Origin of the sequence: Streptomyces sp. 549 (genome assembly GCF_030124175.1) — a bacterium.
GTDB lineage: Bacteria > Actinomycetota > Actinomycetes > Streptomycetales > Streptomycetaceae > Streptomyces.
In genome coordinates this window covers 93,110-115,391 of record NZ_JASKMT010000016.1, presented here as the reverse complement: position 1 = coordinate 115,391, position 22,282 = coordinate 93,110, and the positions used below count along the sequence as shown (strand labels likewise).

Here is a 22,282-nt window from a genome sequence, read left to right as displayed (position 1 = left end):
GCGCAACTCCGTGGCCACCACGCACGACGGCCCGAACTCCCTGAGGAGTCCGGGCCGTTGGTACGGATCGTGTCGAAAGCCGGTGGCCGGCGGGCGGCGGCCGGGGGCGGGAGTCGGTCAGAGGCGGGCGGGGGTGCGGATGCCCAGCAGGGCCATGCCGCGGTGCAGGGTGTCGGCGGTGAGCCGGCACAGGAACAGCCGGTTCTCCACCGTCGCGCGGTCCTCGGCCTTCAGCACCGGGCAGTGCTCGTAGAAGGTCGTGAAGTGCGAGGCCAGCTGGTAGAGGTACGCGGCCAGCTTGTGCGGCTCGTAGCTCTCGGCGACCGCCGCGAGCGTGTCGCCGAACTCGTCCAGGTGCAGACCGAGCGCGCGCTCGGCCGGGGCCAGCGCCAGCTCCGGCTGGGCGACGGGCCCGACGTCGCCGGCCCGGCGCAGGATCGACTGGATGCGCGCGTAGGCGTACTGGAGGTAGACGCTGGTGTCGCCGTTGAGCGACACCATGCGGTCCAGGTCGAATACGTAGTCGCGGGACATCGACGTGGACAGGTCCGCGTACTTCACCGCGCCGATGCCGACCTGCGCGGCACGGTCGGCGATCTCCTCCTCGGTGAGGTCCCTGGCCTTCTCGCGCACCACCTGCGCGGCGCGGTCCACGGCCTCGTCGAGCAGGTCGACCAGCCGGACCGTCTCGCCCTCGCGGGTCTTGAACGGCTTGCCGTCCTTGCCGAGCACGGTGCCGAAGGCGAGCTGCCTCGCGGCGCCCTCGGGCAGCCAGCCGGCCCGGCGGGCCGTCTCGAAGACCATCCGGAAGTGCAGCGCCTGCCGGGCGTCGACGACGTACAGCAGCGTGTCGGCGTGCAGCCCGGCGACCCGGTTGCGGATCGCCGCCAGGTCGGTGGCCGCGTAGCCGAAGCCGCCGTTGGACTTGCGGACGATCAGCGGCGTCGGGTTGCCGTCCGGGCCCTTCACGTCGTCGAAGAACACGCACAGCGCGCCGTCGGAGCGCACCGCGACGCCCGCGGCCTCCAGGTCCTTCACGACCTGCTGGAGGTCGTCGTTGTAGGCGCTCTCACCGACGACGTCCTCGTCGCGGATCTCGACGTCGAGCTTGTCGTAGACGGCCTGGAAGTAGACCTTCGACTCGTCGACGATGCGCCGCCACAGGCCGTACGTCTCCTCGTCACCGGCCTGGAGCTGCACGACGCGGTCGCGGGCGCGGTTCTTGAAGTCCTCGTCGGAGTCGAACAGCGCCCGGGACGCCTTGTACAGCCGGTTCAGGCGCGACATCGCGGCCTCGCCCGCCTCGCCGGAGGCGTCACCGCCCGCCGCGTCGGCGGGGCTGCCGTCCAGCTCGTCGGGGTGCTCGATCAGGTACTGGATGAGCATGCCGAACTGGGTGCCCCAGTCGCCGATGTGGTGGCGGCGCACGACCTTCTCGCCGCGGTGCTCCAGGATGCGCACGATGGCGTCGCCGATCACCGTGGACCGCAGGTGCCCGACGTGCATCTCCTTGGCCACGTTGGGCTGGGAGTAGTCGATGACGGTGGTGCCGGGCGACTCGGCGAGCGGCACGCCGAGCCGCTCGTCGGCGGCGCGGGCGGCCAGGGTGCGCAGCAGCGCGCCGTCGGTGACGGTGATGTTGAGGAAGCCGGGACCCGACACCTCCACGTTGCCCACCAGGTCGTCGGCGGGCAGCCCGGCGACGACCTTCGCGGCCAGCTCACGCGGGTTGCCCTTGAGCTGCTTGGCGAGGGCCAGCATCCCGTTGGCCTGGAAGTCGGCCCGGTCGCTTCGTCGCAGCAGCGGGTCGGCGCCGGCGGACTCCGGCAGGGCGGCCGACAGGGCGTCGGCGACGCGCTGGTGGACGGTTGCGGCGAGGGAAGGGACCGAAGCCATGGATGCTGAGCCGTTCCGTAGCAGAGGTATGGGTCGGCCAGTATCCCACGGGCGGACGTACCCGCTTCGGATGGGACAATGGACGCCGGTGGACCCGCCCGGCGGGCCGCCGGTACCGCACCAGTGGCACGAGCGCCGGCGCACCGCCGTTCCGGCGCAGACGAGAAGGAAGTACCGGACGTGGCTCAGACCAGCCCCGAGGCCGATTGGGTCTCCCGTTTCGCGGATGAGGTCATCGCCGAAGCGGAGCGGCGCGCCCCCGGGAAACCCATCGTGTGCGCGTCCGGCCTCAGCCCGTCGGGGCCGATCCACCTGGGCAACCTGCGCGAGGTCATGACACCGCACCTGGTGGCCGACGAGATCCGCCGCCGGGGCCACGAGGTCGAGCACCTGATCTCCTGGGACGACTACGACCGGTACCGCAAGGTCCCGGCCGGAGTCGACGCGTCCTGGGAGCAGCACATCGGCAAGCCGCTGACGTCGGTGCCCGCGCCGCCCGGCAGCGAGCACCCCAACTGGGCCGAGCACTTCAAGGCGGCGATGACCGCCTCGCTCGCCGAGCTGGGCGTGGAGTTCCGCGGCGTCAGCCAGACGCAGATGTACACCTCCGGCGCGTACCGGGACCAGGTGCTGCTGGCGATGCGGGAGCGCGCGACGATCGACGCCGTGCTCGACCGCTACCGCACCAAGGACAAGAGTGCGGGCAACGGCGCCGGGCCGGCCGCCGGGGGCAAGCAGGGGCAGAAGCAGTCGCAGAAGCAGGGCCAGAAGCCGGTGGACGCCGCCGAGCTGGCCGCCGCTGAGGGTTCCGGCGCGGCCTCGGAGGACGACGGAACGTCCGGCGCCGGGTACTACCCGTACAAGCCGTACTGCGCGGTGTGCGAGACCGACTTCACCACCGTCACTGGTTACGACGACGACACCACCGAGCTGGCGTACACCTGCCGCTGCGGCCACGGCGAGACGGTCCGGCTGAGCGAGTCGCACCGCGGCAAGCTGGTCTGGAAGGTCGACTGGCCGATGCGCTGGGCCTACGAGGGCGTCGTCTTCGAGCCCTCCGGCGTGGACCACTCCTCGCCCGGCTCGTCGTTCGTCGTCGGCGGCCAGATCGTCCGCGAGGTCTTCGGCGGCGCGCAGCCCATCGGGCCGATGTACGCCTTCGTCGGCATCAGCGGCATGGCCAAGATGTCCAGCTCCAAGGGCGGCGTGCCGACCCCGGCGGACGCCCTGGAGATCATGGAGGCGCCGCTGCTGCGCTGGCTCTACGCGCGCCGCCGGCCCAACCAGGCGTTCAAGGTCGCCTTCGACCAGGAGATCCAGCGCACCTACGACGAGTGGGACGCGCTGGAGCGCCGCATCGCCGAGGGCACCGCCCAGCCCGCCGACGTGGCCGCGCACGGCCGCTCGGTGCGCACCGCCGCCGGTGAACTGCCGCGCACCGCACGTCCGTTGCCCTACCGCACGCTGGCGTCGGTGGCAGACATCACGCAGGGCGCCGAGGACCAGACGCTGCGCATCCTCGCCGAACTGGACCCGGAGCAGCCCGTCACCTCGCTGGACGACACCCGGCCGCGGCTGGACCGCGCCCAGCGATGGATCACCACGCAGGTGCCGGCCGACCAGCGCACCCGGGTGCGGGACGAGCCGGACGCGGAGCTGCTGGCCTCGCTCGACGACGGCCGGCGGGAGGGCCTGCGGCTGCTGCTCGACGGCCTGGACACGCACTGGTCGCTGGACGGCCTGACCACGCTGGTCTACGGCGTGCCGAAGCTGCAGGCCGGGCTCGACCCGGAGGCGAAGCCGACGCCGGAGCTGAAGACCGCGCAGCGGGCGTTCTTCGCGCTGCTGTACCGGCTGCTGGTCAGCCGGGACACCGGGCCCCGGCTGCCGACGCTGCTGCTGGCGGTCGGCGCGGACCGCGTCCGCAAGCTGCTCGGCGCGTAGCCGCCCGCACCCGCGTCCCCGGGGCCCGGGACCGCCGCCCACGGGCGCGGTCCCGGGCCCGTGGGCGTGTGGGGGCGGGCCCGGGAACACGGGCGCGGGGCGGCGGGTTGTCCAGTGCCGCGGGCCCCGACGCCCGAGGTGGCCGACCTAGGCGATGTGGTCTTCCATCAGTTCGCTGTTGAAGCGGGCCTCGAACCGTTCCATGTAGTGGCTCAGCTCGCGGGGCTCCAGACGCACGCCGTACGTGCTCTCGACGTCAGAGGCGAAGGCGCCGCGTGTAGGCAGGCCCTCACCGACTATCGAGTACCGGAACACCCGGTACAGCTCCTCTTCCGAGGGGACCACGTCGGGTACGCCCTCGCCCAGGGTCCGCATGCCTCCCGCGCCGTTCGGCACCTGGATGTGCGGCTGCGGCTGCGGCTGGGACGCCTGCTTCCGGGACGGCTCGGGGCCCGGCTCCGGAGCAGGCGCGGGCTCGGCCGCGCGTGGCTGCGCCACCGGGGCCTGCGCCACCGGGGCCTGCGGCGGCTGCTCGTCCTGGGAGGTCTGCTGCTCCGGCGGAGACACGCCCGCGAGCGTCCTGGGGTGCGGGCCGTGGCCGCCTTCAGCCGGCGCGTTCCGGGGGGTGGCTGACTGTCGGCCCTCCTCGCCGGACGCGGTCGGCGTCAGTGCCTGGGCGTGCGGCGCCACCCCCTGGACGACTCCGGCCTCCCCCATCGGCGCGGCGGGCTGCGGCGGCAGCAGCTGCGGTTCGATGCCCGCCGCCGCGAGGCCGGCCGGCGCGGTCTGCGTCAGCGGCACGCCGAAGCGGGCCAGTTTCAGGGGCATCAGCGCCTCGACGGGTGCCTTGCGGCGCCAGGCCCGGCCGAAGCGGGCCTGGAGCCGCGCCTGGTAGACCAGCCGGTCCTGCTCCAGGCGGATGACCTCGTCGTAGGAGCGCAGCTCCCACAGCTTCATGCGCCGCCACAGCCGGAACGTGGACGGGAACGCCAGCAGCCACCGGGACAGCCGCACGCCCTCCATGTGCTTGTCGGCGGTGATGTCGGCGATCCGCCCGACGGCGTGCCGGGCGGCCTCCACGGACACCACGAACAGCAGCGGGATCACCGCGTGCATGCCGACGCCGAGCGGGTCGGGCCACGCGGCGGCGCCGTTGAAGGCGATGGTGGCGGCCGTCAGCAGCCAGGCCGTCTGGCGTAGCAGCGGGAAGCCGATACGCAGCCAGGTCAGCAGCAGGTCCAGGGAGAGCAGCACGACGATGCCGGCGTCGATGCCGATGGGGAAGAACGGCGCGAAGGCCCCGAAGCCCTTGTCCTCGGCCAGTTCGCGCACCGCCGCGTAGGAGCCGGCGAAACCGATGGCCGCGATCACCATGGCGCCGACGAGCACCACGCCGATGAGCACGCGGTGCGTGCGGTTCAGCTTCATCGCGGACACCCGCGATCCCCTCCCACATGAGACTCCGGGTTGCCACCTCTTGCCGGCGGGCCCCGCCCCGGACACCGGGCGGCGCCCAGCCTTGCACACCTGTCAAGGTCATGACCGGGCGGAGGCCCCCGAGGGCCGGCCGGAAGCCCCGAGGGCCGGGCATGGGCCCCATGGGCCGATCCGCGGCCTCCTGCGCGGTCAGTCCAGGGCGGAGAGGGCCTTCTCGGCGACCTTCTCGGCGCCCTTCCCGATGGAGTCCGCGGACGGCGTCTTGGCGTCCTCGAACCCGGCGCCGGAGTAGTCGACGGTGATGACGACGTTCGCCGAGCGCACCACGGTGCGCTGCTCGCGGTAGTCCTCGGACTTCTTGCCGTCCTTCTTGGCGGTGTCGTACGCGACGTTGGTCGCCGCGTCGCCGAGGTCCTTCAGCGGGCTGTCCTTGACGCCCTTGTGGGACTCGTCGCGGGTCGCCGCCTCGACCTGCTGTGCGGCGTACTCGGTGGCCCGCTCGTCGCCGCTGCCCAGGCCGGTGTCGGAGTCGAACCGGCGGAACGAGACGCTCAGCGCCCGGTACTCGAAGTCGTCCAGCCCGCTCCACAGGCAACTGGTGTAGGCGTCCGCGTCCTTGCTGCCGAGGTTCTTGCCCGGCGGCGCCTTCGGAACGACCTCCTGCACGAGGTCCCTGCCCAGCGACTGGCACGGGTCGGGCAGCGTGGTGAACTTCACCGGCTCGGGGCTGGGCGCGGCAGAGCTGGGCGCCGCCGACGGTTCGGCGGCCTCCTTGCTTCCGCCGTCCCCGCCCGACGAGCAGCCGGCCACCAAGAGCACGGGGACGGCGGCCAGGGCGAGCGCGCGGCGCACGGCGGCGCCGCGCGGGCGGGCTGTGCGCTGGGGGTCCTGCGGGACCTGCTGGGCCTGCTGGGCCTGCGGGGTGTCACGGAACATGGTGTGTCTTCGCTTCCAGGTGTGCGATGGGTCAGCCGGCCAGGTTGGCGGCGAGCTGCTCGGCGAGCTTCTGCGCCTTCTTCTGGAGCTCCGCGCTGTCGGGGAGCCGTCGCTTGTCGTTGGACCACTGGTCGTACTCGACGGTCACGATGACGTTGCCCGAGCGGAAGACCAGGGTGATGTCGCGGTGCACGCCGGAGTCGGCGGTGGCGAGCACGTCGTTGAGGTAGGCGCTGTCGCCGATGCCGTCCAGCGGGCGGGGGGCCAACGCGGGGTCCGGCACGCCGGTGTCGGAGGACGGGGCGGAGGCGCTGTCTCCGCCCGCACTGCCGGTCGGGGAGGCGTCGGGTGTGCTTGAGCCCTGCCCGGCGCCGGGCGACTGGCCGGTTTCGGGCTCGCCGCCCTCCTCGTCCGCCTCGCCGCTGCCCTCCGGCTCACCGGTCTCGGCCGGGGACGGGGCCTCGGCGGGGATGCGGTCCTTCAGGGCCCGGTCCTCGTACAGCTCGGCGGCCCGGTCGTCGTCGCTGACGGCGGTGTCGTAGGAGACGACCCGCTCGAAGTCGAGCGTGAGGTGGTGGCTGCCGAGGCCGGTGGGGCTCTTCCACCGGCAGCTGACGCGGCGGTCGGTGTCGTAGGTCGGCTCGGCCTCGCCCTCCAGCGCCGGGTCACCGGTGCCGGGGGTGCCGGTCTGCGCGTCGTCGCCGTCCGCCGCGCCGGGCGTCAGCAGGTCGCGCAGGGTGGCCTCGGGCACCGCGTCGCACGGGTCGGGCAGCGTGCGGTAGGTGCCGGGCTTGGCCGACGGCGCGGACGCGGACGTGCCGCCGGGCTTGGCGTCTTCGCCGGTGCCGGCCGCCTCGCCGCCGCCCGTGCAGGCGACCAGGCCCACGGCCAGGGCGGTGGCCGCCGCCGCACCGCCCAGGTATGCCTTCCGCTGCACACGGTCTCCTTCGTCGTCCTGCGCCCTGGTGGTCGTCGCGCCCGTGCCGGCCGACCGGCGCCGCGGGCGGCTGTGCCGCCGCCCGCTGACCGGTGCGTCCGGGCCCGTCGGGCAAAAACCCGGTGCGCCGACAGGGGACGACAAAACACAATGTCTACCGCACCCACCGTACGGACGTCCGGTCCGGCGGGGGCTTTGCGGCCACAGGTCTGATTTTTCATCTTTGTCATGCCACGTGGCGGTATCCACCATGTATCTCGGGGGAGATGACCGACCATGACGTACACCGAAATGCCCGGCGCGCGGGTGCCCATCCGCATGTGGGCCGACCCGGCCACCGTCGAGGACGGCGCGCTGCGCCAGCTCCAGAACGTGGCGACGCTGCCGTGGATCCGGGGGTTGGCCGTGATGCCGGACGTGCACTACGGCAAGGGCGCCACCGTCGGTTCGGTGATCGCGCTGGAGGGCGCGGTCTGCCCGGCGGCGGTCGGTGTGGACATCGGCTGCGGCATGTCCGCGGTGCGCACCTCGCTCACCGCGTCGGACCTGCCCGGCGACCTGTCCCGGCTGCGCTCGCGCATCGAGGCGGCGATCCCGGTGGGCCGCGGCATGCACGGCGACGCGGTGGACCCGGGACGGCTGCACGGGTTCCCCACAGCCGGCTGGGACGACTTCTGGTCCCGGTTCGGCACGGTCGCCGAGGCGGTGAGGTTCCGCCACGAGCGGGCGGAGAAGCAGATGGGCACGCTCGGCTCCGGCAACCACTTCATCGAGGTGTGCGTCGACACCGAGGACGCGGTGTGGCTGATGCTGCACTCCGGCTCGCGCAACATCGGCAAGGAGCTGGCCGAGTACCACATCGGCCAGGCGCAGAAGCTGCCGCACAACCAGGGCCTGGTCGACCGCGACCTCGCCGTGTTCGTCTCCGACACCCCGCAGATGGCGGCCTACCGCAACGACCTGTTCTGGGCGCAGGAGTACGCCCGGCGCAACCGCGCGGTGATGATGGCGCTGCTCCAGGACGTGGTGCGGCGCGAGTTCAAGAAGGCGAAGCCGCTCTTCGAGGACGTCATCTCCTGCCACCACAACTACGTCGCGGAGGAGAGGTACGAGGACATGGACCTGCTGGTCACGCGCAAGGGTGCGATCCGCGCGGGCGCCGGCGAGCTGGGCATCATCCCCGGCTCGATGGGCACCGGCTCGTACGTGGTGCGCGGCCTGGGCAACGCGGCGTCGTTCAACTCGGCGTCGCACGGCGCGGGTCGGCGGATGAGCCGGAACGCCGCCAAGCGGCGCTTCACGGCCGCGGACCTGGAGCACCAGACCCGCGGTGTGGAGTGCCGCAAGGACGCCGGGGTGGTGGACGAGATCCCGGCGGCCTACAAGCCGATCGAGCAGGTGATGGCCAGGCAGGGGGACCTGGTCGAGATCGTGGCGGCGCTTCGGCAGGTCGTCTGTGTGAAGGGTTGACGGTGCACCCCGCGCTGTCAGCTCCGCCGGTGGACCTTGTGGTTGGCGGCCTGGGCGCGGGGACGCACCACCAGCAGGTCGATGTTGACGTGCGGGGGGCGGGTCACCGCCCAGGTCACCGTGTCCGCCACGTCGTCGGCGGTCAGCGGGTCCGGGACGCCGGCGTACACGGCGGCGGCCCGGTCGGCGTCGCCGCGGAACCGGGTCAGGGCGAACTCGTCGGTCTGCACCATGCCCGGCGCGACCTCGATCACCCGGACCGGTTCGCCGCACAGCTCCAGGCGCAGCGTCGCCGCCAGCGCGTGCGCCCCGTGCTTCGCCGCGACGTAACCGCCGCCGCCCTCGTACGCGGCGTGTCCGGCGGTGGAGGTGACGACCACCACGGTTCCGTCGCCCGACGCCGTCAGGGCGGGCAGCAGTGACTGGGTGACGTGCAGCACCCCCAGCACGTTCACCTCGTACATGGCCCGCCAGTCGCCCGGGTCGCTCTCGGCCACCGACTCGGTGCCGAGAGCGCCCCCGGCGTTGTTGACCAGCACGTCGACCCGGTCCAGGCCGGCGGCGAAGGCCGCCACCGCGTCCCGGTCGGTGACGTCGAGCGAGTGGGCTACGGCCTCCCGGCCGGCCGCGTTCAGCTCCTCGGCCAGCGCCTTGACGCGGTCCTCGCGCCGGGCGGTCAGCACCACCCGGTAGCCCGCGTCGGCGAGCTGCCGGGCGGTGGCCGCCCCGATGCCGCTGCTGGCGCCGGTGATCACCGCGGTACGGCTGGTGGTCATCGCTGTCTCCTCGGTTCGGCACGGTTCGGCACGGTTCGGTTCGGCACGTGCGGTGCGGCACCCGGACCGGCGGTCCGCGTGCCCCTGGCAGGTTAGCGAAGACGCGGCGCGTACATGATCACGGAGGGGGTGTCAGAGCGGGACAGCCCATAGCCTGCCCGCATGCTCATCGAACGTGCCTACGCCCACCTGCCGCCGGAACTGCAAGGGGAGGAGGGGCGGCGCTGGCCGTGGTCGGTGCCGTGCGTCCGGCAGCTGCTGGACGACGGCGGGCTGCGGTTCTCCGCCCCCGTCACGTTCCTGGTCGGGGAGAACGGCTCGGGCAAGTCCACGCTGGTCGAGGGCCTGGCCGAGGGGTTCGGGCTCGACCCGTACGGCGGCCGGGCCGGCTACCGGCACGTCTCGGACCGGGCGCGCTCCCCGCTGGGCGAGCGCGTCCGGTTCGACGCCACCGCGTCCGGGCGGCGCATGGTGCGCGGCCCGCGGACGGGCCGGCGCGGGTTCTTCCTCCGGGCCGAGACGGCGATGCACGCCCTGGAGGGGGAGGGGGTGCCCGTCCACGACGTCAGCCACGGCGAGGGTTTTCTCGCCGCCTTCCAGGAGCACTTCCGGCGGCCCGGCCTGTACGTGCTGGACGAGCCGGAGGCGGCGCTGTCGTTCGCGTCCTGCCTGCAACTCGTCGGTCTGCTCCACCAGCTCGCCGACTCCGGGTCGCAGATCGTGTGCGCCACGCACTCGCCGCTGCTCACCGCACTGCCCGGTGCGCAGATCCTGGAGGTCGACGAGCGGGGCGCGCACCCGGCCGAATGGCACGAGCTGGCCCTCGTCGACCACTGGCGGCGCTACCTCGCGGACCCGCGCGCCTACCTGCGCCACATCTGCGAGTAGGGGCGCGGCGAGCGGCGGATGCGGGGTGCCGTCCTGGCTCCCCGCGACGGTTCCGTACGTCGAAAGGGTCGACGCGCGGGCGGACTTCTGCTTCCATCAGCCCCCTCGATCACGGGAGTTGGAGGCAGTACATGCTCGGTCGCCCTCTTGTCGCCGTCGCTTTGGCAGCGGCTCTCGCCGCCGTGGCGGCCCCCGCGTCAGCCCGGTCCGCGCCCGCCACCGCCCCGGCCTCCTCCGCCCCTCAGGCGCTGCCGGCCTCCGCGTCGTCCGCCGAGAGCGGCTCGCTGTCCGTGCTCAGCTACAACGTCGCCGGACTGCCCGACCTGTTCAACAACGGCGACCCGGCGACCAACACCCCGATCATCGGGGCACGCCTCGACCCGTACGACGTGGTGCACGTCCAGGAGGACTTCAACTACCACGCCGCGCTCTACGCGGCCGACGAACACCCGTACCGCACGCCGACGAGCGGCGGCGTCCCGTTCGGCAGCGGTCTCAACTCGCTCGCCCATCTCCCCTATGACACCGGGGACTTCGAGCGGGTGAAGTGGAAGGACTGCTCGATCGGCTCGGGCGACTGCCTCACACCCAAGGGCTTCACGTACCAGCGGCTCCGGCTGGCCGAAGGGGTGTGGATCGACCTCTACAACGTGCACGCGGACGCGGGCGTCGAGCCCGGTGACCTCGCCGCGCGGCGGGCCAACCTGGCACAGCTCACCCAGTTCATCCGCACCCGCTCGGACGGCAGCGCGGTGATCGTCGCCGGCGACACCAACACCCGCTACACCCGTTCCGGGGACACCATCGCGGACTTCGCGGCGGCGAACGGCCTGACCGACGCCTGGGTGGAACGGGCCAGGGGCGGCACGCCTCCGGCGCCGGGCTCGCCGGCGCTGGTCTGCGACGACGCGGCGGTCACCGAGAGCTGCGAGGTGGTCGACAAGATCCTCTACCGGGGCAGCAAGCACCTCGCGCTCACCGCGACCGACTACCGCAACGACAACGCCGCCTTCCGCGACGCCGCCGACCGCCCGCTGTCGGACCACTACCCGATCGCGGCGGACTTCTCCTGGCAGGTGGACCCGGCGTTCCGGATGAGCGACCGCTTCGGCGGTCCGCACGGCGACTACTTCAACGACCTCAACCGGGTGGCCGCCGACTCGCGGGCCGTCCGGCTGTCGCTGCGGGCGGGAGCGCGGGTGGACCGGATCGGGCTGACACCGGCCGAGGGGCCGGAGCTGGCGCACGGCGGGAACGGCGGCACGCCCGTGTCGCTGACGCTCGCCGCCGACGAGCACGCCACCTCGCTGCAGGTCTGCCAGGGCAAGCGGAACGACCGCACGCGCATCTTCTCCGCGCGGTTCACCACCAGCGCGGGCCGCACCCTCTCCGGCGGAACGCCCACCTCCGACTGCACGACCTTCACCGCGCCGCCCGGCTACGCGATCTCCGGCTTCCACGGCCGTTCCGGCGACGAACTCGACAAGGTCGGCGTGCTCTACACCCGCCAACGGTAGGGAACCCGAGCACCGGGGGGCCCGAGCACCCGCACGCCCCGACGCCCGCACGACCCGGAACCCGCCTTCGCGCCCCGCGACCCGCACCGGTCGCGGGGCGCAGCGCGTGGCATGCGGGGTCTGCGTGGAATGCGGGGGTCTGCGTGCCACGCGGGGCCGTTCGGGTGGGACTTGGCCCCGGAATGGTGTCGGGGCCCGTCGGCGGGGCACGGCCGGGCCTCAATGGTCACTGTCATATCAACGTATCGGCCCATCGGGGTCTTGCGGGGAGCTGTGAGCAGACGGTGAATCAGAAGAAGCGAGAGAGCCGATGGCTGTGGCGGGCCGTGGTGGCCGTGCTGGCGCCCGTCCTTGTTCTCGGGGGCCTCGGGGGCCTCGGGCCGCAGAGCCCGCCCGCGCAGGCCGCGCCGCTGCCCGCCGGGCTGGGCCCGTGTGTGGGCGACGACTGCCCGGCCACCCACCCGGCCATCGGCAACGGGCCGATCGCCGGACGGGACGAGGCGGTCAACATCTTCGTCGGCGGTGACTTCCGGGTGCGTGGCGGCGCCGCCGAGGCGGAGGGCCGGGTCGTCACACTGGGCGCCTTCGACATGAACCGCACCCGGGGCGGCGACATCTACAACGTGGGCGAGGTCGGCGTCGGCTCGCGAGTGCCGCCGCCCGCCGGGTCGGACTGGCTGGTCAGCGGCGGTGGCGTCACCGTCGCCGACGGCAAGCGGCTGCTCGCCGAGGGCGGCGTGGTCCGGCACTCAGCGGACGCCTTGGGCGACATCCGCTCGCGGGTGGTGCGGGACGCCGAGGCGACCAGGCCCTACCGCTCGCTGCGGGCCGAACTGACCGACGCCGCCACCTGCTACGCCTACCCCAACGGCAACATCCCGCGGCCCGCCACCGGTACCGCCGTCAACCGCGGCGGGGAGACGGTGTTCACCGGCGACGGCACCTCCGCGCTCCAGGTCTTCACCGTCGACTTCGACCTCACCGGCCCGCGCGGCGCACAGCAGGGCCTGGTGTTCCGCGGCATCCCGGCGGGCGCGACCGTCCTGGTCAACGTGCTGGGCGACGCCCGGACGATCAGCACCTACAGCGGCGGCATCACCGACGACGACCCGCTCAACGGGCTCCGCGGCCGACTGCTGTGGAACTTCCCCCGGGCCACCCAGGTGGTGCTCACCGGCACCGGCCAGTTCCAGGGCAGCGTGCTCGCCGGCAACCCGGCGGGCGAGACCGAGGTGACGGTGCCCGGCGTCAACGGCCGGCTCTTCACCGCCGGGTCGCTGACCCACGGGTCACCGACCGTCGGCAGCGGCCAGGAACTCCACGCCTACCCGTTCGACGGCGACCTGCCGGACTGCGGCCGTCCGGTGCCCGTCATCGGTACCGTCGCGGTGGTCAAGCGGGACGCGCAAACCGGGGAGGCACTGCCCGGCGCCCGGTTCCAGCTGTGGCGGGAGAGCAACGGCACCAGCGGCCTCCAGACCACCGGGGCCACCCCGGACACCGCCGTCGGCGAGGTGTGCACCACCGGCGACGACGGCCGCTGCGCCCGCTCGATCGAGCCGGGCAGCTACTACTGGCAGGAGACCGCCGCCCCCGACGGCTACCGGCTGCCCGACCCCTCGGTCTTCGGCCCGCTCGCCGTCACCGCCGAGAACGCCCAGCGCGGCGTCAGCGTGACCGTGCGCAACGAGCCCGCCCCGGCGCCGGACAAGCGTGCCGACCTGGTCGTGATGAAGCGCGACGCCGCCACCGGCAAGCCGCTGCGGGGCGCCGTCTTCGAGCTGTGGCGGGAGAGCAACAACCGCACCGGGCTGCAGACCGCGGGCCGCACCCCCGACACCCTGGTCGACCCGGGCTGCGCCACCAGCGCTACGGGCCGGTGCGTCTTCGCCGACCAGCCCGAGGGCGTCTACTACCTGCGGGAGACGGACGTGCCGGAGGGCTACCGGGTGCCCGCCCAGCCCGTGACCGGCCCGTACGTGCTCAACGCCGACTCCCCGGAGCGGGTGGTGATCCGGCTGGCCAACACCCGGGGCGAGCCCGACAAGGGCAAGGGATCGGACCCCGGCCGCAAGTGATCCCTGCTCCGGACCGTCCGCCGCCGCCAGGCGCGGTCCGGAGCACACCGCCCCCAACGGCGACGCGGCCCCCGGTGGGGGCAGCTGGTCAGCGCAGGGCACGGGTGAGGGCTGCGGCGACGTCCTCGCGGGTCGGCGTCCCGGGCCACTGCCACGCCAGGTGGCCGTCCGGGCGGACCAGCAGGGTCCGGCCGCCGGTGCCGGGCACCTCCGTCCACGGGACCGCGGGCGCCGGCCGGCCGCCCGGGAGGGGTCGGGGCGTGACGAGGACGAAGCCGCCGGTGCGCAGCGCCTCGTACAGCCGGCCGCCGTCGGCGAGCGGCAGGTCGGGCACCCGGCGGCCGACGGCCGGGTGCGCGCCCTCGGGCGCCCGGTAGCGCACGCCGACGCCGGTGACCGCGCCGACCGCCGTGCGGCGCAGCGGACCGACGCCGCTCACCGCGCGCGCCAGCAGGCCGCGCAGGGCGCGGTGGAGAGGGGTGCGGGCCATCGCCATCCGGATCAGGGCGCCGCTGCTGCGCAGCACCTCGCGCCCCACCGGGTGGCGTTCGCGGTGGTAGCTGTCCAGCAGGGAGTCACCGGCCCTTCCGGCGGTGACCTCGGCCAGCTTCCAGCTCAGGTTGGCGGCGTCCTGGAGGCCGAGGTTCATGCCCTGGCCGCCCGCGGGGGAGTGGACGTGGGCGGCGTCCCCGGCCAGCAGGACACGGCCCGTGCGGTAGGCGGGCACCTGGCGTTCGTCGCTGTGGAAGCGCGACATCCAGCGGGCCTCGCCGATGCCGAGGTCGCTGCCCAGCGCGTCCCTGGCCAGCCCGCGCAGCTCGTCGAGCGTGACCGGCGCTTCCGCGGACGGCTGCTCGGGGCGCGGTCCGGCTTCGGGGCGCCAGCCGAAGAGGCGGTACCAGCCGTCGCCGAAGGGCGCGACGAAGACGAAGGCGTGCCCGGTGCCGCTGACGGTCAGGGTGTCGCCCGGGGGAGCGGCGAGGCGCACGTCGGCGAGCACCAGGGACCGCACCACCGAGGTGCCGGGGAAGGGCATGCCGAGCGCCTGGCGGACGCTGCTGCGGTGGCCGTCCGTGCCCACCAGGTAGGCGGCCCGCTGCGTGGTGGCGGTGCCGTCGGCCTCGCGCAGCCGGGCGGTGACGCCGTCCGCGTCCTGGTCGACGCCGGTCAGTTCGGTGTGGTGGCGGAAGTGCACGCCCGCTTCCAGCGCCCGCTGCTCCAGCAGCCGCTCGACCTCGTACTGCGGGGTGACGAGCAGGAACGGGAAGCGGCTGGGCAGGGAGCCGAGGTCCAGCGACAGCCGGCGGAACAGCCGCAGCTCGGTCAGCGGGTGCCCGGTGGCCACCAGCGGGTCGGCCAGCCCGCGGGCGTCGAGCAGCTCCAGGGTGCGGGCGTGCACGCCGAAGGCCCGGGTCAGGTTGCTGACGCCGTGCGGGCGGCGTTCGACGAGGGTGACGGACCGGCCGGCGGCGGCCAGGTCGCCGGCGAGCAGCAGGCCGACGGGCCCGGCGCCCACCACCAGGACATCCGCCGTCGGGTTCGTGGCCGTCATGCGCGCCTCCGGGGGTCGGGCCGCCGGCCGGGCGGACACCGGGGTTGATGTCAACGCTTGTTGGCAACATAGGAGGCGCCAGGCCGGATGTCAACGGCTGTGGGCATACGCTGAGGTGCATGACCGATCCAACCGCGCGCCCCGCGTCCCCCCGGCGCTCCGACGCCACCCGGGCGGCGATCCTCGCCGCGGCCCGGGAGCGCTTCGCCGCCGACGGGTACGAGCGGGCGACCATCCGGTCGGTGGCCGCCGCCGCCGGGATCGACCCCTCGCTCGTGATGCGGTACTACGGCAACAAGGAGGGGCTGTTCGCCGCCGCCTCCGAGATCGATCTGCGACTGCCCGACCTCACCGCCTTCCCGGCCGAGCAGGCCGGTGCCCGCCTCGTCGCGCACTTCCTGCGCCGCTGGGAGGAGGACGGTGTGCTCGCCGCGCTGCTGCGGGTCGGCGTCACCCACGAGGCCGGCGCGGCGCGCATGCGGGCCGTCTTCGCCGAACAGCTCGCCCCCGTGGTGCGGGCCGTGGTCCCCGACCCCGCCGAGGCGCCCACCCGCGCGGTGCTGGTCGCCTCGCACGTGCTCGGCATGGCCCTCACCCGCTACGTGCTGCGCCTGCCGCCCGCGGTCGCGCTCAGTCACGCCGAGGTCGTCGCCTGGCTCGGCCCCGTCGTGCAGCGCTCCCTCACCGCCCCCGCCCCCTGAGCCTCCGCCCCGCTGAGCCCCGCCCCTGACCCCCGGCGGCTCCCCTGCGTCCCAGGCGTGCGGAACGCGGAACGCCCCGGCGCCGGGCCCTTTCCGGGCCGGGCGCCGGGGCGTCCGCGTCGCGGCCCGTCCGGACCGGGGCCGTCAGCCGACGGGCTGGGGCGGGCCGACGAGTGCGGCCAGCACGTCACCCATGGTGACGAAGCCCAGCAGCGCACCCTGCTCGCCGGTGACCGCCGCGAGGTGCGTGCCGGTGGCGCGCATCGCGGTCAGAGTGTCGTCCAGCGGGGTGTCGATGCGGACCTGCGGGATGGAGTGCAGCGCCTCACGGGCGAACGGCTGGTCCCGCACGGCTGCCCCCAGGCTGTCCTTGACGTGCAGGTAGCCGAGCACGCCGCCGGTCGGCCCGGTCACCGGCAGCCGGGAGAAGCCGGACCTCGTCGCCGTCCGCTCCAGCTCGCGCGGCGTGACGCGGTGCCCCACCGTCACCATGCGGCTCAGCGGCACCAGGACCGCCCCCACCGGCCGCTTGCCCAGTTCCAGCGCGTCCCGCAGCCGGCGGCTGTCGCCGGGGCCGAGCAGTCCGGCGGCGCTGGAGTCCTCCGCCATGCGGACCAGCTCGTCGTCGGTGAACACCGACTCGACGCCGTCCTTCGGCTCGACGCGCAGCAGCCGCAGCAGCCGGTTCGCCAGGGCGTTGATGCCGAAGATGACCGGGCGCAGCACCCGGGTCAGCCACACCAGCGCCGGGCCGAGCACCAGCGCGGTGCGGTCCGGCGCGGCCAGTGCGATGTTCTTCGGCACCATCTCGCCCAGCACCATGTGCAGGTAGGTCGCCGCGGTCAGCGCCACGGCGAACGCGATCGGGTGGACCAGCGCGGACGGCATGTTGACCGCCTCGAACACCGGCTCCAGAAGGTGCGCGATGGCCGGCTCGGCGACCGCGCCCAGCACCAGCGAGGAGGCGGTGATGCCCAGCTGGGCGGTGGCCATGGTCGCAGACAGGTGCTCCAGGCCCCACAGCACCGTCCTGGCCCGCTTCACACCCGCCTTCGCCAGCGGCTCGATCTGGCTGCGCCGGACCGAGATCAGTGCGAACTCGGCGCCGACGAAGAAGGCGTTGACGCCGATCATCAGCATGCCGATGGTGAGTTGCAGCCCGGTCATCGTGCGTCCTCCAGCCGCTGGTCACGGTACTGCGCGGGGCCGGTGAGCCGGACCCGGTCCGCACGGTGGTGCTCGGTGCGCAGCACCGCCAGCCGCCAGCCTTCCAGTTCCACCCGGTCGCCCTCCTCGGGAATGCGCTCCAGCTCGGCGGCGAGCAGCCCCGCCACCGTCTCGTAAGGGCCGTCGGGCACTACCAGGCCGATGACGCCGAGCTGGTCCATGCGTACGCTGCCGTCGGCCTCCCACACCGGCCTGCCGTCCTCGGTGGTGCCGGCGTCGGCCAGGTCGGGGGCCTCCTCGGGGTCGTGCTCGTCGCGGACGTCCCCGACGACCTCCTCGACGATGTCCTCCAGCGTGGCGACGCCCGCGGTGCCGCCGTACTCGTCGACCACCACGGCCATCGTCCGGCTGTCCCGCAGCCGTTCCAGCAGCCGGTCCACCAGCAGGCTGTCCGGGACGCGCAGCGGTTCACCGGCCAGCGCGGCGACCGTGACGTCCGCCCGCTCCTCCTCGTCCAGGGCCAGCACGTCCCTGATGTGCACGGTCCCGATCACGTCGTCGAGGGTGTCGCGGTAGACCGGGAAGCGGGACAGGCCGGTGGCCAGGGTCAGGTTGGCCGCGTCGGCGGCGGTCGCGTGCGCGTCCAGCGCCTTGACGTCGACCCGCGGGGTCATGACGTTCTCCGCGGTCAGCTCGTTCAGGTGCAGGGTGCGGACGAACAGCTCGGCGGAGTCCGCCTCGATCGCCCCTTCGGCAGCCGCGTGCCGGGCCAGCGAGACCAGCTCGGCCGGGGTGCGGGTGGACGCCAGTTCCTCGGTGGGCTCCAGGCCGAGGCGCCGCACCAGTCGGTTCGCGGTGCTGTTGAGGTGCCGGATCAACGGTCCGAAAGCGGTCGTGAAACCGCGCTGCGGGCCGGCCACCACCTTGGCGACGGCCAGCGGGCTGGAGATCGCCCAGTTCTTCGGTACCAGCTCGCCCACGACCATCAGCACGACCGTGGAGATCACCACACCGAGCGTCAGCGCCACCGAGGACACCAGTCCGCCGGGCAGTCCGGCGGCCTCCAGCGGGCCGCGCAGCAGCGCCGCCAGCGAGGGCTCCGACAGCATGCCGATGACCAGAGACGTCACCGTGATGCCCAACTGGGCTCCGGAGAGCTGGACCGTCAGGGTGCGGGCCGCTTTCAGCGCGCTCTCCGCGCCGCGTTCCCCGGAACGCGCGGCCTGTTCCAGCGCGCCGCGCTCGACCGTGGTCAGCGAGAACTCGGCGGCGACGAACACCGCGCACGCCAGCGTCAGCGCCAGCGCCAGGAGCAGCAGCAGTACTTCGGTCACCGTGCCACCCCCGCTCCCGGCGTCAGGCCCGCGGGCTGCGGACTCGGGGAGGGATGCGCACGGCAGGTACTGGGAGGTTCGCCCATGGCTGGACTGCGGCTCCTTTCGATGTGCCGGGTCGGGCGACCCGGCGGTGAGAACGTGGAGAACCCATCGTAGAGCGGGACCGCTTCACCGTGCGCGGCTGATCGAGGGCTCATCGAGGGTGCCCACCACCCTGTGTGCTCATGCGACCCTCCACTGTCACGGGACTGGCGGGAAATCGCCGGTGGCGGCGCGGCGTGGGGCACGGTGGCGCCAGCGGGTCGTATCCCGCCGGCCCTCCCCCGCAGGGGCCGCCTGCCACCGTGGGCGTGCGGGAAACCCGTCGGAGACGACCCGAAGGAGACGACACCGCGATGGTGTTCAAGAAGCTGCTCGGCGCGCTGGGGGTGGGCGGCCCGTCCGTCGACACGGTCCTGGACCCGGGCCCGGTGCTGCCCGGAGGCGATCTGACCGGCCGGGTGCGGCTGAGCGGCGGCCGGTCGGACGCGCGGATCGAGCACCTGGTGCTCGAACTGGTGGCACGCGTGGAGGCCGAGCACGGGGACGGGGAGAGCGAGGGGCTCGTCGTCTTCGACCGGGTCGAGGTCGGCGGCGGCTTCGCGCTGGCCGCCGGGCAGGAGCTGGACGTGCCGTTCACGCTGGCCCTGGCGTGGGAGACGCCGCTCACCGAACTGCACGGCCAGCCGCTGGGCGTGGGGCTCGGCGTGCGGACCGAGGTGGCGGTCGCCGGCGCCCGTGACAAGGGCGACCTGGACGACTTCCGGGTGGGTCCGCTGCCGGTGCAGGAGGCCGTGCTGGAGGCGCTGGGGCGACTCGGCGCCGCGTTCACCTCGGCCGACCTCGAACTCGGCCACATCCACGGCACCGGCCAGACGCTGCCGTTCTACCAGGAGATCGAACTCACCCCGCCGGCCCGCCACGCGCACGCGATGCGTCAGGTGGAGGTGTCTTTTCTGGCCAATCCGGACACCGTTGAGGTCGTACTGGAGGCCGACCGGCGGCGCGGCCACGACGCCGTCAACCGCCACACGGTCGCGCACGCGGACGCGGGCCGGATCGACTGGGACGCCGAGGTCGACGGCTGGCTGGCTGAACTGGCCGGCCACCACGGGCAGTACGGCCAGCACGGGCAGGGCGCGCCCTACGGACAGGACCCGCACCACGCCCCCTACGGGCAGGTCGAGCCGCAGCGCTCCGGGCCGGGGATGGGTACGGTCGTCGCCGGTGCGGCCGCCGGGGTGGCGGTGGGCGCGCTCGGCGCCTACGCAGTCTCGGAGATGCTCGACGATGACGACAGCGACGACGGTGACGACAGCGGCGATGACGGCGGCGACGACGGCTGATCGGGCCGGAAATCGGGGCCGGCGCGCGGGCCGGGCACTGATCGGGCCGCTGGGCCGTTGCCCAAGCGGCGACTACCCATATCGACAAAGGAGATGGCATGGCTCTGTGGGACCGGATCAAGGACTCCGCTGCCTCGATGCAGACCCAGCTCAACGCGAAGAAGAACGACCTCAAGAGCGGCGGGTTCCGTGACGCCAGCATGGCCATGTGCGCGCTGGTGGCCGCCGCGGACGGTTCCGTCGACGCGTCCGAGCGGCAGCGGGTGGCGTCCCTGATCTCCTCCAACGAGGTGCTGCAGAACTTCCCCGCGGGTGACCTCCAGCAGCGGTTCAACGACAACTGCCAGAAGCTGACCACCGACTTCGAGTTCGGCAAGGTCGAGCTGATGCAGATCATCGGCAAGGTCCAGAAGAAGCCCAACGAGGCGCGGGCCGTGGTGCAGATCGGCATCGTCATCGGCGGCGCCGACGGTCACTTCGACCAGAGCGAGCGGGCCGTGGTGAAGGAGGCGTGCTTCGCGCTGGGCATCGCCCCGCACGAGTTCGACCTCTGAGCACCGTCTGACCCCGGGGACACCCGCCTGCGACCTGCCCGCTCCGGCCGGAGAAACCGCCGTGTGCGGCGCTCGGGGGCGTGCGGGTGTACCCCGCGGAACAGATTTGTAACCTCCGGCCTCGTCTCGATCGTGACCTTGTTGGTACCGTCGGCCCTTCGCCGGCTGCCGCCGGCCCTCCGCGAGGACGCCGAGGGCCGTTGCAGCGGGCGCTGGACCAGGGCGGGCCCGCACGAGTCGGGCGGAAGGCGGAGACGTGGCCGGTACACGAGGAGTACGCGCTGCCTCGGGCGGTCGGCGGGCACGCCGCGCGGCGCCGAAGGAACCGCGCAAGCGCCGCAGGGCCGTCGTGTGGGGCGCCGGCGTGACCGCGCTGCTGGTGCTCGGGGGCGGCGGCACGCTCGCGTGGATGTACCACCGCCTGGACGGCAACATCGACGCCGCCGACTTCGACGACCGGCTCGGCGACAACCGGCCCGTCAGCCTGACGCCCGGTGCGAAGAACATCCTCGTCGTCGGCTCCGACAGCCGCGACGGCATGGGGGACGAGTACGGCGGCGGCTTCACCACCATGCAGTCCGACACGCTGATGATCGTGCACGTCGCCGCCGACCGGAAGTGGGCCACGGTCGTCTCCCTGCCGCGTGACTCGTGGGTGGAGATCCCCTCCTGCGACAAGGGCAACGGCAACACCTCCGCACCCCACCACTTCAAGATCAACGAGGCGTACGCGATCGGCGGCATGAGCGGCGACGTCAGCGGCGCCGCCGCCTGCGCCATCAAGACCGTCGAGCACAACACCGGGCTGCGCATCGACCACTACATGTCGATGGACTTCAACGGCTTCAAGGGCATGGTCGACGCGGTCGACGGGGTGGAGGTCTGCCCCGAGACGGCCATCAACGACAAGAAGGCGCACCTCCAGCTCGAGGCCGGCTGCCAGACTCTCAAGGGCGAGAACGCGCTCGGCTACGTCCGGACCCGCTACAGCATCGGCGACGGCAGCGACCTGGGACGGATCGGCCGCCAGCAGGAGTTCATGGAGGCGCTCGCCGCGAAGGCGCAGACGAAACTGACCGACCCGGCGGCGCTCTACGGCTTCCTGGAGGCGTTCACGTCCTCGCTCACCACGGACAAGGACCTCGCCGGCATCCGCCCGCTGTACGACCTCGCCTCCAGCGTCAAGGGCATCCCGGCGAACCGGCTGACCTTCCTGACCGTGCCCAACTACCCGCGCGAGCGGGACGTGCCCACGGACAAGGCCAACGTGGTGTGGCAGTACCCGCAGGCCGAGACGCTGTTCACCTCACTGGCGAAGGACCGCGAGGTGAACAAGAAGGCGCTGGAGGCCAGCGCCCGCAGGAGCGGCGCGATCACCCCGTCCCAGGTCCGCGTCCAGGTCCTCAACGGCACGGGTACGCCCGGCAAGGCCGCCGAGGTCGCGGAGGACCTGCGCGGGGCGGGCTTCCAGGTCGTGCTGACCGGCAACGCCCCCGAGGACGTCTCCCGCACCACCATCACCTACCCGGACGGCCTCGCCACCCACGCCTCCGTGCTGTCCGGCCGGGTACCGGGCGCCGCCACCACCTCCGGCGGCAGCGCGCCCGGCGTGCTCACCCTCACCATCGGCGACCGCTTCCAGGGCGTCCGCGGCTGACCGGATTCGCCGCACGCTTCCGGGGCTTCGGGCGCTGCTGCCCGGCAGTC

General features: G+C 73.4%; 17 protein-coding genes. 9 read left to right on the top strand and 8 right to left on the bottom strand.

Going from position 1 to position 22,282, the window contains the following annotated elements; genetic code table 11:
- Positions 1 to 117 precede the first annotated feature (117 nt).
- Positions 118 to 1,896, bottom strand: coding sequence for an arginine--tRNA ligase (argS, locus tag QNO07_RS18515; RefSeq protein WP_283993260.1), 1,779 nt, complete (start codon positions 1,894 to 1,896; stop codon positions 118 to 120).
- A gap of 180 nt (positions 1,897 to 2,076) precedes the next feature.
- On the opposite strand from argS, the gene lysS reads away from it, so the two are divergent.
- Positions 2,077 to 3,840, top strand: coding sequence for a lysine--tRNA ligase (gene lysS / locus QNO07_RS18510; RefSeq protein ID WP_283993258.1), 1,764 nt, complete (start codon positions 2,077 to 2,079; stop codon positions 3,838 to 3,840).
- A gap of 147 nt (positions 3,841 to 3,987) precedes the next feature.
- Here the strand turns inward: lysS and QNO07_RS18505 are convergent, their stop codons facing one another.
- The 3 genes from QNO07_RS18505 to QNO07_RS18495 form a co-directional block, all read right to left on the bottom strand.
- Positions 3,988 to 5,268, bottom strand: a complete 1,281-nt coding sequence (locus tag QNO07_RS18505; RefSeq protein ID WP_283993257.1) for a DUF2637 domain-containing protein — start codon at positions 5,266 to 5,268, stop codon at positions 3,988 to 3,990.
- A 198-nt stretch (positions 5,269 to 5,466) separates the two neighbouring features.
- Complete coding sequence (locus QNO07_RS18500) at positions 5,467 to 6,213, bottom strand: DUF3558 family protein (RefSeq protein WP_283993256.1); 747 nt, start codon at positions 6,211 to 6,213, stop codon at positions 5,467 to 5,469.
- Positions 6,214 to 6,244: 31 nt separating this feature from the next.
- Positions 6,245 to 7,150 carry a hypothetical protein gene (locus QNO07_RS18495; RefSeq protein ID WP_283993255.1) on the bottom strand — a complete coding sequence of 302 codons (906 nt, stop codon included), beginning with the start codon at positions 7,148 to 7,150 and terminating at the stop codon, positions 6,245 to 6,247.
- A 276-nt stretch (positions 7,151 to 7,426) separates the two neighbouring features.
- Between QNO07_RS18495 and QNO07_RS18490 the strand changes: the two genes are divergently transcribed.
- On the top strand, positions 7,427 to 8,620 hold the full coding sequence (locus QNO07_RS18490; protein WP_283993254.1) for an RtcB family protein: 1,194 nt from the start codon (positions 7,427 to 7,429) through the stop codon (positions 8,618 to 8,620).
- Between the two features lie 17 nt (positions 8,621 to 8,637).
- On the opposite strand, the gene QNO07_RS18485 is transcribed toward QNO07_RS18490, so the two are convergent.
- On the bottom strand, positions 8,638 to 9,396 hold the full coding sequence (locus QNO07_RS18485; RefSeq protein WP_283993252.1) for an SDR family NAD(P)-dependent oxidoreductase: 759 nt from the start codon (positions 9,394 to 9,396) through the stop codon (positions 8,638 to 8,640).
- Positions 9,397 to 9,558: 162 nt separating this feature from the next.
- Here QNO07_RS18485 and QNO07_RS18480 point away from each other — a divergent pair, with 162 nt between their 5' ends.
- The 3 genes from QNO07_RS18480 to QNO07_RS18470 all read left to right on the top strand — a co-directional run bounded on the left by QNO07_RS18480 (position 9,559) and on the right by QNO07_RS18470 (position 13,879).
- Positions 9,559 to 10,284: an AAA family ATPase gene (locus tag QNO07_RS18480; RefSeq protein WP_283993251.1), complete on the top strand. Its 726-nt coding sequence runs from the start codon at positions 9,559 to 9,561 to the stop codon at positions 10,282 to 10,284.
- Positions 10,285 to 10,415: 131 nt separating this feature from the next.
- Positions 10,416 to 11,801: a jacalin-like lectin gene (locus QNO07_RS18475; protein WP_283993250.1), complete on the top strand. Its 1,386-nt coding sequence runs from the start codon at positions 10,416 to 10,418 to the stop codon at positions 11,799 to 11,801.
- A 284-nt stretch (positions 11,802 to 12,085) separates the two neighbouring features.
- Positions 12,086 to 13,879: a choice-of-anchor A family protein gene (locus QNO07_RS18470; protein ID WP_283993249.1), complete on the top strand. Its 1,794-nt coding sequence runs from the start codon at positions 12,086 to 12,088 to the stop codon at positions 13,877 to 13,879.
- 88 nt (positions 13,880 to 13,967) lie between these two features.
- On the opposite strand, the gene QNO07_RS18465 is transcribed toward QNO07_RS18470, so the two are convergent.
- Positions 13,968 to 15,431, bottom strand: a complete 1,464-nt coding sequence (locus QNO07_RS18465) for an FAD-dependent monooxygenase (RefSeq protein ID WP_283993248.1) — start codon at positions 15,429 to 15,431, stop codon at positions 13,968 to 13,970.
- 119 nt (positions 15,432 to 15,550) lie between these two features.
- On the opposite strand from QNO07_RS18465, the gene QNO07_RS18460 reads away from it, so the two are divergent.
- On the top strand, positions 15,551 to 16,132 hold the full coding sequence (locus QNO07_RS18460; RefSeq protein ID WP_283993247.1) for a TetR/AcrR family transcriptional regulator: 582 nt from the start codon (positions 15,551 to 15,553) through the stop codon (positions 16,130 to 16,132).
- Positions 16,133 to 16,276: 144 nt separating this feature from the next.
- Here QNO07_RS18460 and QNO07_RS18455 read toward each other — a convergent pair whose 3' ends face one another.
- Positions 16,277 to 17,299, bottom strand: a complete 1,023-nt coding sequence (locus QNO07_RS18455; RefSeq protein ID WP_283993246.1) for a hemolysin family protein — start codon at positions 17,297 to 17,299, stop codon at positions 16,277 to 16,279.
- A complete protein-coding gene (locus QNO07_RS18450; RefSeq protein WP_283993245.1) occupies positions 17,296 to 18,633 on the bottom strand; it encodes a hemolysin family protein in 1,338 nt (445 codons plus the stop codon). The genes QNO07_RS18455 and QNO07_RS18450 overlap by 4 nt, the downstream gene beginning before the upstream one ends.
- A 398-nt stretch (positions 18,634 to 19,031) precedes the next feature.
- On the opposite strand from QNO07_RS18450, the gene QNO07_RS18445 reads away from it, so the two are divergent.
- The 3 genes from QNO07_RS18445 to QNO07_RS18435 all read left to right on the top strand — a co-directional run bounded on the left by QNO07_RS18445 (position 19,032) and on the right by QNO07_RS18435 (position 22,232).
- Complete coding sequence (locus tag QNO07_RS18445) at positions 19,032 to 20,021, top strand: sporulation protein (RefSeq protein WP_283993244.1); 990 nt, start codon at positions 19,032 to 19,034, stop codon at positions 20,019 to 20,021.
- Positions 20,022 to 20,119: 98 nt separating this feature from the next.
- Entirely contained in the window at positions 20,120 to 20,575 is a 456-nt protein-coding gene (locus QNO07_RS18440) for a tellurite resistance TerB family protein (protein ID WP_283993243.1), read from the top strand.
- A gap of 256 nt (positions 20,576 to 20,831) precedes the next feature.
- Positions 20,832 to 22,232: an LCP family glycopolymer transferase gene (locus QNO07_RS18435; protein WP_283993242.1), complete on the top strand. Its 1,401-nt coding sequence runs from the start codon at positions 20,832 to 20,834 to the stop codon at positions 22,230 to 22,232.
- The last annotated feature ends 50 nt before the right edge of the window (positions 22,233 to 22,282 follow it).

Coding starts and splice junctions, on each gene's coding strand:
- argS (WP_283993260.1), bottom strand. CDS start 1,896: ATGGCTTCGGTCCCTTCCCTCGCCGCAACCGTCCACCAGCGCGTCGCC.
- QNO07_RS18505 (WP_283993257.1), bottom strand. CDS start 5,268: ATGAAGCTGAACCGCACGCACCGCGTGCTCATCGGCGTGGTGCTCGTC.
- QNO07_RS18500 (WP_283993256.1), bottom strand. CDS start 6,213: ATGTTCCGTGACACCCCGCAGGCCCAGCAGGCCCAGCAGGTCCCGCAG.
- QNO07_RS18490 (WP_283993254.1), top strand. CDS start 7,427: ATGACGTACACCGAAATGCCCGGCGCGCGGGTGCCCATCCGCATGTGG.
- QNO07_RS18485 (WP_283993252.1), bottom strand. CDS start 9,396: ATGACCACCAGCCGTACCGCGGTGATCACCGGCGCCAGCAGCGGCATC.
- QNO07_RS18480 (WP_283993251.1), top strand. CDS start 9,559: ATGCTCATCGAACGTGCCTACGCCCACCTGCCGCCGGAACTGCAAGGG.
- QNO07_RS18475 (WP_283993250.1), top strand. CDS start 10,416: ATGCTCGGTCGCCCTCTTGTCGCCGTCGCTTTGGCAGCGGCTCTCGCC.
- QNO07_RS18465 (WP_283993248.1), bottom strand. CDS start 15,431: ATGACGGCCACGAACCCGACGGCGGATGTCCTGGTGGTGGGCGCCGGG.
- QNO07_RS18460 (WP_283993247.1), top strand. CDS start 15,551: ATGACCGATCCAACCGCGCGCCCCGCGTCCCCCCGGCGCTCCGACGCC.
- QNO07_RS18455 (WP_283993246.1), bottom strand. CDS start 17,299: ATGACCGGGCTGCAACTCACCATCGGCATGCTGATGATCGGCGTCAAC.
- QNO07_RS18445 (WP_283993244.1), top strand. CDS start 19,032: ATGGTGTTCAAGAAGCTGCTCGGCGCGCTGGGGGTGGGCGGCCCGTCC.
- QNO07_RS18440 (WP_283993243.1), top strand. CDS start 20,120: ATGGCTCTGTGGGACCGGATCAAGGACTCCGCTGCCTCGATGCAGACC.